General features: G+C 31.3%; 12 protein-coding genes. 9 read left to right on the top strand and 3 right to left on the bottom strand.

The window, feature by feature from the left end; translation table 11 throughout:
* The first annotated feature begins 9 nt into the window (after nucleotides 1-9).
* The 9 genes from ABXT56_RS06230 (at nucleotide 10) to atpC (ending at nucleotide 12483) form a co-directional block, all read left to right on the top strand.
* Entirely contained in the window at nucleotides 10-2919 is a 2910-nt protein-coding gene (locus tag ABXT56_RS06230; RefSeq protein WP_415299846.1) for a 2-oxoglutarate dehydrogenase E1 component, read from the top strand.
* Between the two features lie 2 nt (nucleotides 2920-2921).
* Nucleotides 2922-4208, top strand: a complete 1287-nt coding sequence (gene odhB / locus ABXT56_RS06225; protein ID WP_415299845.1) for a 2-oxoglutarate dehydrogenase complex dihydrolipoyllysine-residue succinyltransferase — start codon at nucleotides 2922-2924, stop codon at nucleotides 4206-4208.
* Nucleotides 4209-5609: a dihydrolipoyl dehydrogenase gene (lpdA, locus tag ABXT56_RS06220; protein ID WP_415299844.1), complete on the top strand. Its 1401-nt coding sequence runs from the start codon at nucleotides 4209-4211 to the stop codon at nucleotides 5607-5609.
* Nucleotides 5610-5631: 22 nt separating this feature from the next.
* Nucleotides 5632-7587 carry a primosomal protein N' gene (gene priA, locus ABXT56_RS06215; RefSeq protein WP_415299843.1) on the top strand — a complete coding sequence of 652 codons (1956 nt, stop codon included), beginning with the start codon at nucleotides 5632-5634 and terminating at the stop codon, nucleotides 7585-7587.
* Nucleotides 7588-7697: 110 nt separating this feature from the next.
* A complete protein-coding gene (gene atpH / locus ABXT56_RS06210) occupies nucleotides 7698-8255 on the top strand; it encodes an ATP synthase F1 subunit delta (protein WP_415278150.1) in 558 nt (185 codons plus the stop codon).
* Nucleotides 8256-9791: a F0F1 ATP synthase subunit alpha gene (atpA, locus tag ABXT56_RS06205; protein WP_415299842.1), complete on the top strand. Its 1536-nt coding sequence runs from the start codon at nucleotides 8256-8258 to the stop codon at nucleotides 9789-9791. It begins immediately after the preceding gene.
* Nucleotides 9792-9794: 3 nt separating this feature from the next.
* Nucleotides 9795-10670 (top strand): F0F1 ATP synthase subunit gamma, encoded by an 876-nt coding sequence (locus ABXT56_RS06200; protein WP_415299841.1) that lies wholly within the window; start codon nucleotides 9795-9797, stop codon nucleotides 10668-10670.
* Between the two features lie 2 nt (nucleotides 10671-10672).
* The gene (gene atpD, locus ABXT56_RS06195; protein WP_006997680.1) at nucleotides 10673-12091 is read left to right on the top strand and encodes a F0F1 ATP synthase subunit beta; all 1419 of its coding nucleotides are present in this window, start codon (nucleotides 10673-10675) and stop codon (nucleotides 12089-12091) included.
* Nucleotides 12091-12483, top strand: coding sequence for an ATP synthase F1 subunit epsilon (gene atpC, locus ABXT56_RS06190; protein ID WP_018413613.1), 393 nt, complete (start codon nucleotides 12091-12093; stop codon nucleotides 12481-12483). Before atpD ends, atpC begins: the two co-directional genes overlap by 1 nt.
* Here the strand turns inward: atpC and ABXT56_RS06185 are convergent.
* From ABXT56_RS06185 to rsfS, 3 genes are read right to left on the bottom strand one after another with little or no spacing between them, the layout of a single operon-like run.
* On the bottom strand, nucleotides 12476-12952 hold the full coding sequence (locus ABXT56_RS06185; protein ID WP_415299840.1) for an RNA pyrophosphohydrolase: 477 nt from the start codon (nucleotides 12950-12952) through the stop codon (nucleotides 12476-12478). The genes atpC and ABXT56_RS06185 overlap by 8 nt on opposite strands.
* Complete coding sequence (locus ABXT56_RS06180; protein WP_415299839.1) at nucleotides 12953-14092, bottom strand: S41 family peptidase; 1140 nt, start codon at nucleotides 14090-14092, stop codon at nucleotides 12953-12955.
* A complete protein-coding gene (gene rsfS, locus ABXT56_RS06175) occupies nucleotides 14089-14439 on the bottom strand; it encodes a ribosome silencing factor (protein ID WP_415299838.1) in 351 nt (116 codons plus the stop codon). The genes ABXT56_RS06180 and rsfS overlap by 4 nt, the downstream gene beginning before the upstream one ends.
* Nucleotides 14440-14444 lie beyond the last annotated feature (5 nt).

The raw sequence follows: 14444 nt of genomic DNA, 5'->3' as shown, positions 1-14444 counted from the left end.
ATAAAATAGATGTCATCATCAAAAAATCTCGAATTCGAAAAAACTTCATTTCTTAGCAAATCTAATAGTGCTTTTATCGAGAGAATGTATCTCAAGTTTATTAACAAAGATGCTGATTTACCAAAAAGTTGGAAAGATTATTTTGAAGACATAGGAGAAGAATTAAATATTATTGCTAAAGAAATCAATGGACCATCATGGGGACCTTCAAAAAATAAAATTGATATAGATGAGCTTCAAAAAAAAATTGAACAAGAAGATGAAAATTTATTCAGAAATACTCCCCAAATAAATGTAAATCAGATAAATTCATCTAGATCAAATGAAGACTCAATTAAAGCTGTATCAATGATTAGATCATACAGACAAAGAGGACATCTTATTGCAAAACTAGATCCACTGGGATTGTTAGAGTCTGATTATTTAGATGAACTACACCCAGAATCTTTTGGTTTTAAAAAAGATGATTATCAAAAAAATATTTATTTAGGTGGAGTTATAAATAAAGATCAATCAAATATTAAAGAAATATTAACATTTTTAAAAAGAACATATTGTGGATCAATTGGATATGAGTATATGCATATATCAAATCCTACTGAAAGAAAATGGTTTAGAGACCGTATTGAAAAGTCAAAAGACAGTATGAATTTTACAAAAAATGGTAAAGAGGCAATTTTAAATAAATTAATACAAGCAGAGGGTTTTGAAAAATTTCTTCATAAAAAATATGTAGGAACAAAAAGATTTGGATTAGATGGTGGGGAAAGTTTAATTCCTGCTTTGGAACAAATAATTAAAATTAGTGGTCAGTCTGAAGTTAAAGAGGTTAAGATTGGAATGTCTCATAGGGGGAGACTTAACGTATTAGCAAATGTCTTACAGAAATCTTATAAAAGAATATTTAATGAATTTGCTGGAGAAATTAATGCATCATCAGAGGAGGGAGCGGGAGATGTTAAGTATCACCTAGGGGCATCTTCAAATAGAGATTTTGATGGAAATTCTGTGCACGTTAGTTTAACAGATAACCCATCTCATTTGGAGGCAGTCAATCCTGTAGTTCTTGGTCAAACAAGAGCAAAACAATTTTTTCATAAAGACAAGGAAAGAAATAAAGTAATACCTATATTGATACACGGCGATGCCGCATTTGCAGGCCAGGGAGTAGTGGCTGAATGTTTTGCTATGTCAGGATTACCTGGTCATAACACTGGTGGTACAATTCACATTATTGTTAACAACCAAATAGGGTTTACAACAAGCCCTAGATTTGCACGATCTTCTCCTTATCCATCTGATGTAGCAAAAATGGTTGATGCTCCAATTATTCATGCAAACGGAGACGACCCAGAAGCTGTTGTTTATGCGGCTAGAATTGCAACAGAGTTTAGATTAAAATTTAATAGAGATGTGGTTATAGATTTGATTTGCTATAGAAGATTTGGTCATAATGAGGGAGACGAACCATCGTTTACTCAACCATTGATGTATGAAAAAATTAGATCACACCCTTCTCCAGTAAAAGTTTATGCTAACAAATTGATAGCTGAGAATACAATTACTAATGACATATTAGAAAATTCAATAAAAGAATTTAAAAATTTACTAGATAACCAGTTTAAAAATGCAAAAAATTATAAACCCCAAATAGAATGGTTTGAAGGAACGTGGTCTGCATACAAACCTGAAAAAGGAAAAGATAAAAGAGGAATAACTGGAGCAGATACTAAAAAACTTTTAGAGATTTCAGAAAAAATAAATTCTTCTTCTGAAGAATTAAATTTACATAAAACGATAATCAAAATACTAAACTCAAGAAAAGAAGCAGTTAAAAATGGTTCAAAAATTGATTGGTCAACTGCAGAAGCGCTGGCATTTGGATCTCTATTAGAAGAGGGATATCCCGTCAGGCTGGTTGGTCAAGATTCTGGCAGAGGAACTTTTAGTCAACGACATTCTGTTTTAAGAAATCAGAAAAATAATAGTCGTTATGTCCCTTTAAATAATATTTCAAAAAATCAAAAACAATTTGAAGTAGTGGATAGCTTTTTGTCAGAATTAGCAGTTCTAGGTTTTGAGTATGGCTATAGTCTTGTTGAGCCAAATACTCTTACAATTTGGGAGGCTCAGTTTGGAGATTTTGCTAATGGAGCACAAGTTGTTATTGATCAATTTATTGCATCAGGAGAAAGAAAATGGACTAGAGCATCAGGATTAGTGTTGTTGTTACCCCATGGATATGAAGGTCAAGGTCCAGAACACTCATCAGCTCGTTTAGAAAGATTTTTACAATTATGCTCTAATGATAATATGCAAGTAATGAATTGTACTACACCAGCAAATTATTTTCATGCTTTAAGAAGACAAATGCATAGAGATTTTAGAAAACCATTAATTATGATGACACCGAAATCTTTACTAAGAAATAAGTATTGCGTTTCTAACTTAGAAGATTTTAGTAAAGAAAATTCATTTCATAGAATATTGTGGGATCATGCTGTCGACCCAAAATCTAATGGTTTTATAAAATTAAGAAAAGCTTCAGAGATTAAAAAAGTAATAATGTGTTCGGGTAAAGTTTATTTTGATTTATTGGAGGCTAGAGAAAAATTAAAAAAAGATAATTTAATATTATTTAGAATTGAACAATTATATCCATTTCCTGCAAAAACTCTTGTTAAAGAACTAAAACCATATGCAAAAAATGCAAAGTTTTATTGGTGCCAGGAAGAACCAAAAAATATGGGTGCATGGTTTTCAGTGAGAGATTATATACAATGGACATTAGATACTATTAACGCTAATAATAGAGAAATTTCTTATATAGGAAGAAGTCCAGACGCATCTCCAGCAACAGGGTATGCAAAAAGACATATTTCACAACAACAAGAGATTATCAACAAGGTTTTTGAATAAAAATGAGTGAAAAAATTTTAGTACCAGTTTTAGGTGAGAGCATAACAGAAGCAACAGTTGCTAAGTGGCTTAAAAATGAAGGTGATGCAGTAGAAGTAGACGAAGCAATTGTAGAGCTTGAAACTGACAAGGTGAATTTAGAAGTTCCATCTCCAATAGATGGAATTTTGTCTAAAATAGAATCTCTGGATGGTGAAACTGTAGAAGTCGGAGCTTTACTTGGTACAATAAGTCAAAATGAAACTCAACTCTCAGAAAAAAAAATAATTACAAAAATTGAACCTAAAAAAGAAGAAAATAATATAATTAATTTAAAAGTTAAAAAAGAAATGCCTAAAGTTTTTAAAGAAACTAAAGAAGCTAAAGAAGAAGAACCATTAATATTAACTAATGAAGTTAAAGAAAACAAAACTACTTCTTCAAATAAAAATAATGAAATACTTTCACCAGCAGTAAGAAAAATTGCTGCTGAGAATAAAATTGATTTAAAAAAAGTTAGCGGCTCTGGCAAAGAAGGTAGGATTCTTAAAGGTGATTTAATTAGTATAATGGGAGAAAATCCTCAGCCATCGGAAAGAAAAATTAAATATGGTCAAGAAGAGAGAGTTAAAATGTCTAGACTTAGACAAACAATTGCAAAAAGATTAAAACAAGCACAAGAAAATGCCGCCTTGTTAACAACATTCAATGAAGTTGACATGACTAGCATAATGGAAATGAGAAAAGAAAACCAAGAAGATTTTAAAAATAGGTATGGCATTAAATTAGGGTTCATGTCTTTTTTTGTAAAAGCTTGTGTTGCTGCTTTAAAAACCTTTCCATCAGTGAATGCAGAGATTGACAGAGATGAAATTATTTATAAAAATTATTACAATATAAGTTTTGCAGTAGGAACTGAAAAAGGATTAGTTGTTCCAGTATTAAGAGATGCAGATCAATTATCATTTGCTGATATTGAAAAAAATATTAAAACTATTTCTGAAAAAGCAAGAGATGGAAAGATAACCATAGAAGATCTTCAAGGAGGTACTTTTACTATCAGTAATGGAGGTGTTTATGGTTCGATGTTATCTACTCCAATATTAAATTTACCTCAATCTGGTGTATTAGGAATGCATAATATAGTGGAAAGACCAATGGTGGTTGATGGAGAAATTAAAATTAGACCCATTATGTATCTTGCGTTATCTTATGACCATAGAATTATTGATGGAAAAGAGTCAGTTTCATTTTTGAAGATGGTAAAAGAAAACTTAGAAGATCCAAGAAGGTTATTTTTAAATATTTAAATGTCAGATAAATTTCAAGCAGTTGTAATAGGTGGAGGTCCAGGAGGTTATGTGTGTGCGATAAGATTAGCGCAATTGGGCCTTAAAACTGCATGCGTAGAGTCTAGAGGGTCATTAGGAGGTACCTGTTTAAATGTTGGGTGCATACCTTCAAAAAATTTATTAAATATTTCAGAGAATTATTACAAAGCACAAAACTTTTCTAAACTTGGGATAGAGGTGGGTGAGGTAAAGCTTAATCTTGAGAAAATGATGAAAAATAAGGATAAAGCAGTAACCATATTAACAAAAGGTGTGGAATTTTTATTTAAGAAAAATAAAGTTGCTTATTTTAAAGGCACTGGAAGTTTCAAATCAGCAAATAAAATCTCAATATTAGATGATCAAAAAAAAGAAACTATAATTGAAACAGATAACACAGTCATTAGCACGGGGTCAGTTCCAGTTGCATTACCAGGTATTGAATTTGATGAAAAAATAATTGTATCTTCAACAGGAGCATTAACTTTAGAAACTGTGCCAAAAAAAATGGTTGTAGTTGGCGGTGGTTATATAGGGTTAGAGATGGGATCTGTTTGGTCTAGATTAGGTGCTGAGGTTCATGTGGTAGAATTTCTTGATCATATTACGCCAGGAATGGATAGAGAAATATCTACAGAGTTTATGAAAATATTAAAGAAACAAGGAATCAATTTTCATATGCAGACAAAAGTAGAAGGAATTAAAAAAAATGCTAATGGTGCTATAGTTTCAACATCAGATAAAGATGGAAAAAAAGCAGATTTTGATTGTGATGTAGTTCTTATATCTGTTGGTAGAAAGCCTAATACAACTAACTTAAATTTAGAAGCAATTGGTGTTGAATTAGATGAAAAGAAAAGAATTAAAACTGACAAAACATTTCAAACAAATATTAAGAATGTATATGCTATTGGAGATGTAATTGATGGACCGATGCTTGCTCACAAAGCTGAGGACGAAGGTATTGCAGTTGCAGAAAATATTGCAGGACAATCAGGACATGTTAATTATGATATTATTCCTGGAGTTATTTATACAACACCAGAGGTTGCTTCAATTGGGAAAACAGAAGAACAATTAAAAGAAGCAAATACTAAATATAAAATTGGTAAATTTTCATTTATGGCAAATTCAAGAGCTAAAGCAATTGATGAAGCAGAAGGCTTTGTTAAAGTTCTAGCTGATGAAAAAACAGATAGAGTTTTAGGAGCACATATTATTGGACCTCATGCAGGTGAATTAATTGGAGAAATTGGAGTAGCAATGGAGTTTGGTGCTAGCGCTGAAGATATTGCAAGAACGTGTCATGCGCATCCAACATTCTCAGAAGCTGTAAAAGAAGCAGCTTTATCAGTAGATAAAAGAGCAATACACTCTTAAAGTATTTTCATATTATAAAAATATGAAAGTACCGATTCTTATACCAAATATTTTTAATCATCCATTTACCTATAATTCAGATTTAAATTTAAAGGTTGGAGACTACGTGGCAGTGCCTTTTGGAAAGTCAGAGGTGACGGGAGTTGTATGGGATGATTTTGAAAAAAAAACAAACAAAAATTTTGCTATTAAAAAAGTTTTAAGAAAATTAGATGTTCCACCATTAAAGAAAAATACAATTAAATTCTTAAATTGGTTTTCTGAATACAATATGACCCCTAAAGGTATGGCATTAAAATTGTTATTATTAAGTAGTGGCGCTATAGAAAAGTTACCAATTGAAGCTTATGAGCCATTCAAAATTGATATCAAAGAAAATGAAATAAAACTTTCTAAAGAGCAAAAAGATTCATTAAAAAAAATGAATGTATTAAATCAAAAATTTAGAGTTCATGTTTTACAGGGCACTACAGGGTCTGGTAAAACGATGGTTTATTTTGAGGCTTTAAAAGAGATAATTATTAAGGGTTTTCAAGGGTTAATTCTACTACCTGAAATTGGATTAACAGGTCAATTTCAAAATAAATTTATAGAATTTTTTGGATTCAAGCCTGCTGTGTGGCATTCAGGTATTACAAAAAAAAATAAAGAAATTATTTGGAGTGGAATAGCAAATGATAAAATTAAAGTTGTAATTGGTGCTCGGTCCTCATTGTTTTTACCTTTTAAAAAATTAGGATTAATCATTGTTGATGAAGAACATGATCAATCTTACAAACAAGATGAGGGAGTAACTTACAATGCCAGAGATATGGCAATTTCTAGAGCATCCTTTGAAAATATTCCAATCAATTTAATAACAGCTGTCCCCTCTATTGAAACTTATGACAATATTAAAAAAGGTAAATATAGTTTATCAAAACTTGATCAAAGATATTTAAATGCCTCTTTACCAAAATATGAAATAATTAATCTTAATAATTCAAAGTTAGAAACTCAATCTTGGATATCAAAAGAAACAATTGAGAAAGTAAAATTTCATCTTGAAAAAAAAGATCAAGTATTATTTTTTTTAAATAGAAGAGGATTTTCACCCCATGTATTATGTAAAAAATGTTTTACTAGTTATTCATGTCCAAATTGTTCAATAAATTTGGTTTATCACAAAAATAAACAAAATTTATTATGTCACTACTGTGGATACAAAGCTTTACTAAATAGGGACTGCTCGAAAGAAGGAAAATGTGATTTTATCTTTAGTGGGCCTGGAGTTGAAAGGATATCTGAAGAAGTAAAAAAAATTTTCCCCACCAAGGCAACAACTATATTTTCTAGTGATACAATGAATAAAAAAAGTTCTTCGGGTGTTTTAGAAAAAATTATAAATAATGAAATCCAAATTTTAATTGGGACTCAATTAATTTCTAAAGGATTCCACTTTCCAAGTTTAAATTGTATTGTTGTTGTTGATATCGACTTATCATCACAAGGTCATGACTTACGGGGAGCAGAAAAGAATTTACAGTTATATCATCAACTTTCAGGGAGAGCAGGTAGGACAGGAAAACCAGCAACTGTTTATTTTCAAACTTATAATTTAGATACCAAAATGATAACAGACATTACAAATAAAAATCCTGATATTTTTTTAGATAAAGAACTTGAAATTAGAAGGGAAAATAATCTTCCACCGTTTCAGAGATTTATTGCTTTAATAATTACTGGCAGCAATGAAAGAGAACTTGAAAAAGAGGCTTATAAGTTTAAAATTTTTATAGAAAGTGCTGTTGATGGTAGAGTGCTCGGTCCTGTAAATGCTCCTATATTTAGATTAAAAAGAAAGTTCAGAGTAAGACTTTTGATCAGAGGTAGAAAATCTTTAAAAGTACAGAATTCACTAGCCAAAATCATTGAAAAATTCAAATTTCCTACTGGAATGAAACTAACAGTTGATGTTGATCCAATAAACTTCAATTAACATTCAAAAAATAACACTTTTAGACAATGTGTGACTTGAAGAGAATAGGGTCATATGTTAATTAAAACGGAAATTTAATAAATCTTCAAATATTTATAAGGAACAATAAATTGAGCAAAAATAAAGGTTTTTCCGAAACATCAGCAGGCAGATACTCCCTGGCACTTTATGAATTAGCAATAGAAGCTAATAATTTAAGTGAGATCGAGGTTCATTCTGCTTCAATTATTAATTTAATTGCTTTAAGTGAAGATTTTAAATCTTTAATCAAAGATCCAACGAATAACAAAGAAGACCAATTGAATGCTCTAAGTAAAATTTCAGAGCAATATAAAATAAATGAATTATTAACTAAATTTTTAAGCTTTCTAATATCTAAAAGAAGATTCTTTTATGTAGATAAAATTCTAAAAAGCTTTGTTGAGACATGTTCAGTCAAAAGAGGGGAATTAAAAGCAGAATTAACTTCTGCAAAAGATCTTACTGAAAATGAAATTAATAATATAAAAGAAGAATTGACTAAAAACTTTAGTTCAAAAATAAAATTAAACTACAAACACGATGCAAGTTTAATTGGGGGTTTGATTGTGCAAGTCGGAAGCACAATGGTGGACACTTCCATTAAAAATAAATTACAACAAATCGAAAATAGGATGATAGAGGCATAAATGGATATAAACCCATCAGAAGTAACAAAGATATTAAAAGAGCAAATTAAAAAATTTGGCGATAAAGCAGAAGTGACTGAAGTTGGTCAAGTTTTGTCAGTAGGAGATGGTATTGCTAGAGTGTACGGATTAGATAATGTTCAAGCTGGAGAGATGGTAGAATTTTCCGATGGATCAAAAGGAATGGCTCTAAACTTAGAAAGCGAAAATGTTGGAGTTGTAATTTTTGGAGATGATAGAAAAATTAAAGAAGGTGACGTTGTTAAAAGAACAGGAAGTATTGTTGATACACCTGTTGGAAAAGAATTATTAGGAAGAGTTGTTGATGGATTAGGAAATCCAATCGATGGCAAAGGTGCTTTAGATAAAGCAACTAAAAGAAGTAGAGTTGAGGTAAAAGCTCCTGGAATTATTCCAAGACAATCTGTTAGTGAACCAATGCAAACAGGCTTAAAATCAATTGACAGTCTAGTTCCAGTTGGAAGAGGACAGCGTGAATTAATTATTGGGGATAGACAAACTGGAAAAACTGCAGTTGCTATCGATGCAATCATTAACCAGAAAAAAATAAATGAATCTGGTGATGAGAAGCAAAAACTTTACTGTATCTATGTCGCTATAGGTCAAAAAAGATCTACAGTTAGACAAATTCAAAAAACTTTAGAAGAAGCTGGTGCAATGGAATATACAACTATTGTTGCTGCTACTGCTTCAGATGCAGCGCCGCTTCAGTTTTTAGCACCATATACAGGCTGCACTATGGGTGAATACTATAGAGATAATGGTATGCATGCATTAATCATCTATGATGATTTATCTAAACAGGCTGTAGCTTATAGACAAATGTCACTTTTATTAAGAAGACCTCCAGGAAGAGAAGCTTATCCGGGAGATGTATTTTATTTACACAGTAGATTACTTGAGAGAGCAGCCAAGCTTAGTGATGAGCATGGTGGAGGTTCGTTAACCGCTCTTCCTATAATTGAAACGCAAGGTGGAGACGTATCTGCTTTTATTCCTACTAATGTTATTTCAATTACAGATGGTCAAATATTTCTTGAAACAGAATTATTTAACCAAGGAATTAGACCAGCGATTAACGTAGGTCTATCAGTTTCTAGAGTTGGATCTGCAGCACAAACAAAAGCAATGAAAAAAGTTTCTGGTTCAATGAAGCTGGAGCTTGCTCAATATAGAGAAATGGCTGCCTTTGCACAATTTGGTTCTGATTTAGATGCATCAACACAAAAACTTTTAAACAGAGGTTCAAAACTAACTGAACTTTTAAAACAAAAACAATATTCTCCTATGACAGTTGCTGAGCAAGTAATTTCAGTTTTCTGTGGAGTTAAAGGTTATTTGGATGATGTAGAACTTAAAGATATTTCTGAGTTCGAATCTAAGATTATTGAAAAATGTAAATCTGAAAAACCAGAAATTTTAGAATCTGTTTTAAGTTCAGGTAAACTTGAAGAAGATACTGAAAAATTATTAGTTGAAACTATCATGGAACTCAAGAAGAACTTTAATTCTTAAAATATGGCAACACTAGACGACTTAAAAAAAAGAATAGCGAGTGTAAAGTCTACACAAAAAATTACCAAAGCCATGAAAATGGTTGCGGCTGCTAAACTTAGAAGAGCACAAGAAAATGCCGAAAAGGGAAGACCTTATTCTGAAAAAATGAATAACATTATTCTTAATTTATCCAGTGGCATTTCTGATAAGGAAAATGGTCCTAAGCTTCTTTCTGGAACAGGTGAAGATAAGGTGCATTTATGTATTGTGTTAACATCTGATCGTGGTCTATGTGGTGGTTTTAATACAAATATTATTAAAAAAGCCAAAGCATATTTTCAAAAAATATCTGATGAGGGAAAAACTTTAAAAATTATAACCGTTGGATCTAAAGGGTATGATCAATTAAAAAGAGTTTATAAAGACGATATTGTAGAGAGAATATCCTTTAAAGACTCAAAAACTATCAATTATCTAGATGCTGAAAAAGTGGGAAAAATGATAATTGAAAATTTTGAAAAAGAAGAATTTGATGTGTGTACAATTTTTTATAATAAATTTAAAAATGTAATCACTCAGATACCTCAAGAACAGCAAATAATTCCTTTAAAAACATCTGAAGCAGAAGAAAATTCTTCTGAGGATAATTATGAATTTGAACCAGATGAAGATGAAATTTTAAGCAATTTATTGCCTAAAAATATATCTACTCAGATTTTTAAAGCGATGTTAGAAAATTCAGCTAGCGAACAGGGCTCAAGAATGAGTGCAATGGATAATGCAACCCGTAACGCAGGTGAAATGGTTGACAAGCTAACTATTGAGTATAATAGAAGTCGTCAAGCAGCTATTACAAAAGAACTAATTGAAATCATATCAGGAGCGGAAAGTTTATAATTATGAGCAAAGGAAAAATCACACAGATCATCGGAGCAGTAGTAGACGTAAAATTTGACGGAGAATTACCAGAAATTTTATCAGCATTAGAATGTAAAAATGGAGACAACAGATTAGTTTTAGAAGTTGCCCAGCACCTTGGTGAATCAAGTGTAAGAACAATTGCAATGGATGCTACTGAAGGATTAAAAAGAGGAGACGAAGTAACTGCAACAGGTGCTCCTATCCAAGTTCCAGTTGGTCCAGAAACTTTAGGAAGAATTATAAATGTAATAGGTGAACCTATCGATGAAAAAGGTGAAGTTAAAACAAAAGAAAAATGGCCAATTCATAGAGCTGCACCTGAATTTAGTGATCAGTCAACAGAGACAGAAATTCTAGTTACGGGAATTAAAGTAGTTGATCTATTAGCACCATACGCCAAAGGAGGAAAAATTGGTTTATTTGGTGGTGCGGGTGTTGGTAAGACAGTACTTATTATGGAATTAATTAACAACGTAGCAAAAGCTCATGGTGGATTTTCTGTGTTTGCTGGTGTTGGAGAAAGAACTAGAGAAGGAAATGACCTTTATCACGAAATGATAGATTCAGGCGTTATTAAGCCAGAAGGTCCAGGATCAAAAGCTGCACTAGTGTATGGTCAAATGAATGAACCCCCAGGAGCTAGAGCAAGAGTTGCCTTAACAGGTTTAACTGTGGCTGAATATTTTAGAGATCAAGAAGGACAAGACGTATTATTCTTCGTTGATAATATCTTTAGATTTACTCAAGCAGGTTCAGAAGTTTCTGCACTATTAGGAAGAATTCCCTCTGCAGTTGGATATCAGCCTACACTTGCAACAGACATGGGTAACCTTCAAGAAAGAATTACAACTACTAACAAGGGTTCTATTACATCGGTACAAGCGATTTATGTACCAGCAGATGACTTAACTGACCCGGCACCTGCTACATCTTTTGCTCACCTAGATGCAACAACTGTATTATCGAGACAGATAGCTGAAATTGGAATTTATCCAGCAGTTGACCCTCTAGACTCTACTTCTAGAATTTTAGATCCTAGAATAGTTGGTGATGAGCATTACAGAGTTGCGAGAGAAGTGCAAAAAATTCTTCAAACTTACAAATCACTACAAGATATTATTGCGATTTTAGGAATGGATGAATTATCTGAAGAAGATAAATTAACAGTAGCTAGAGCGCGTAAAATACAAAGATTTTTATCACAACCTTTCTTTGTTGCTGAAGTCTTTACTGGTTCTCCAGGAAAATTAGTAGATTTAGAATCTACAATTAAAGGTTTTGCTGCAATATGTAATGGTGAGTATGATCATTTACCAGAAGCTGCATTCTATATGGTGGGTACAATTGAAGAAGCCGTAGAAAAAGCAGAAAAAATGGCGAAAGACGCTGCCGCATAATGAGTGAAGAGTTCAAAATAGAAATTGTAAACCCAGAAAAATCTTTTCTTTCAAAAGAAGATGTAACAGAAGTTGTTGTACCTGCTTTTGAGGGAGAAATGGGGATTTTAAAGGACCATATCTCAATTATTTCATTCCTAAAGCCAGGGATTATTAAAATCTTTTCTAAATCAGGAGAGGATAATTATTATGTTGAGGATGGAATTGTTGAATTTAAGAATAATAATTTATCAGTTCTAACAAGTTCTATTTTTAATATTAAAGATATTGATAAAGATAAAATTAGTGAACTACTTGCACAAGCAGAAGAAAATTCAAAAAATAGTGACATTACGGATCAAAATAAATACTTAGTTGACCAAAAAATTGATGTGCTAAAAACTCTTAATTAAGAATTTCTTTTACTTTTTCTTTAACATCTTTGTACACATGCAGCTTAAAGTCTACAACTAGGTTAGTTATATTTTCAAGATCAATCCATTTCCATTCACAAAATTCAGGGTTTTTAGTTTTAATATCAATCTCGTTATCTTGTCCTAAAAATCTCATTATAAACCACTTTTGTTTCTGACCCCTATATTTGCCTTTCCAAATTATACCTAATAAGTTTTTTGGTAATTCATAAGAGATTAACCCATCACATTCTTTAATTAGTTCAACATTTTTAATACTAGTTTCCTCTTCTAGCTCTCTGTAAGCAGCAGTTAAGTAGCTCTCTCCCTTATCAACACCACCTTGGGGCATCTGCCAAAAATTTTTTTGGTTATCAATCCTTTTTGCAACAAAAACTTTATTATCTTTGTTTAGGACAACAATTCCAACTCCACTTCTAAGAGGTAAGTTTACTTTACTATCCGACATTTATCCGTTGAATAATTTTATTGCAAAATTCAATTGATTATCAGTTTCAGAATTAAATTTAAAATCATCTAAACCTTCTGTAACCTCTATATCAGGTGTTACACCTACTTCAGAAATAGATTTTCCTGAAGGAAGATAATATTTTGCAATTGTTAATCTAATAGCACCTCTATTTTTTAAAGGGATTATTGATTGTACAGAACCTTTTCCATAACTGTTTTCTCCAAGTATAATAGCTCTTTTATGATCTTTTAATGCACCAGCTACTATTTCTGATGCTGATGCTGATCCATAGTTAATAAGTATAATTAATGTTTTACCATTTGTTAGATCACCTTTTTTAGCAAACCATTTTCTATTCTCTGAGGCTTGTCGGCTTCTTGTTGATACAATCTCACCATTTTCTAAAAAAAAGTCTGAAATTTTAATTGCCTGAGAAAGTAAGCCACCTGGGTTGTTTCTTAAGTCTAAGATATATCCCTTTAGATCTTTATTTTTATTTAATTTATTAATTTTTTCTTTAATTTGTTCACTACTATTTTCGTTAAAGGAAGTTAGTCTTATATAGCCAATATTATTATCTATAAGTTCAGATTTTACAGACTGAACCTGAATAACTTCTCTCGTTATATTAAAAATTAATGCTTTTTTAACACCTCTTCTTCTAACCGTTATTTCAATACTCGATCCAACAGGTCCCCTCATTAAGTCTACTGCTTGCATTAATGTTTTACCTTGAACCTGAGTATTATTAATTTTTACAATATAATCACCAGCTTTTAATCCTGCTTTTGATGCTGGAGTATTATCTATTGGAGATATCACTTTTACAACACCTGCTTCCATACCAACTTCAATACCAAGCCCACCAAACTCTCCACTAGTTTCAGTTTGCATACCCTTAAAACTTTCTGGCGTCATATATGTGGAATAGGGATCAAGAGATTGCAATAAACCATTTATGGCTGAATCCATACTTTTTGATTGATCTACCTCATCAACATATTCTTTGCTAATTTTTTCAAGTACCTCACCAAACAAATCAATTTTTTTATATAAGTCAGTATTTTCAGAAAAACTTTTTTGAAAAGTAAATAATAGTATTATAAAAAAAATAAAAAATTTTTTAGTTAAAATCATATCATTACTTTTTCTTTAGGAATGATTTCTGACCATATTTTTTCTAATTCATAAAATTTTCTTTTATCGGGATGAAATATGTGAACAATCAAGTCTATACCATCAACTAATTTCCAATCACTACTTTCTTTTCCTTCAATCTTAGAATTTTTTGCTCCATTGGTCTTTAATTTTTCTAGCACCATTTCAGATAAAGCTTGAATATGTCTAGAAGAAGTTCCACTTGCTATAATCATATAGTCAGCCATTGAACTTTTATTTTTAAGATCTATTGAAATAATATCTAGGGCTTTATTGGAATCTAAGGTTTTTAGGATTAAATCTTTAAGGTCTATGTTTTTTTCCATTAATA

This window comes from Candidatus Pelagibacter sp. Uisw_134_02 (assembly GCF_047720265.1).
In the GTDB taxonomy this organism is placed as follows: domain Bacteria; phylum Pseudomonadota; class Alphaproteobacteria; order Pelagibacterales; family Pelagibacteraceae; genus Pelagibacter.
This window is presented reverse-complemented; position numbering and strand designations above follow the sequence as displayed.

What these genes read in the sequence shown, in the direction of transcription:
- lpdA (WP_415299844.1), top strand. Translation starts at nt 4,209, where the DNA reads ATGTCAGATAAATTTCAAGCAGTTGTAATAGGTGGAGGTCCAGGAGGT.
- atpC (WP_018413613.1), top strand. Translation starts at nt 12,091, where the DNA reads ATGAGTGAAGAGTTCAAAATAGAAATTGTAAACCCAGAAAAATCTTTT.
- ABXT56_RS06200 (WP_415299841.1), top strand. Translation starts at nt 9,795, where the DNA reads ATGGCAACACTAGACGACTTAAAAAAAAGAATAGCGAGTGTAAAGTCT.
- atpD (WP_006997680.1), top strand. Translation starts at nt 10,673, where the DNA reads ATGAGCAAAGGAAAAATCACACAGATCATCGGAGCAGTAGTAGACGTA.
- rsfS (WP_415299838.1), bottom strand. Translation starts at nt 14,439, where the DNA reads ATGGAAAAAAACATAGACCTTAAAGATTTAATCCTAAAAACCTTAGAT.
- ABXT56_RS06230 (WP_415299846.1), top strand. Translation starts at nt 10, where the DNA reads ATGTCATCATCAAAAAATCTCGAATTCGAAAAAACTTCATTTCTTAGC.
- ABXT56_RS06185 (WP_415299840.1), bottom strand. Translation starts at nt 12,952, where the DNA reads ATGTCGGATAGTAAAGTAAACTTACCTCTTAGAAGTGGAGTTGGAATT.
- odhB (WP_415299845.1), top strand. Translation starts at nt 2,922, where the DNA reads ATGAGTGAAAAAATTTTAGTACCAGTTTTAGGTGAGAGCATAACAGAA.
- ABXT56_RS06180 (WP_415299839.1), bottom strand. Translation starts at nt 14,092, where the DNA reads ATGATTTTAACTAAAAAATTTTTTATTTTTTTTATAATACTATTATTT.
- atpA (WP_415299842.1), top strand. Translation starts at nt 8,256, where the DNA reads ATGGATATAAACCCATCAGAAGTAACAAAGATATTAAAAGAGCAAATT.
- priA (WP_415299843.1), top strand. Translation starts at nt 5,632, where the DNA reads ATGAAAGTACCGATTCTTATACCAAATATTTTTAATCATCCATTTACC.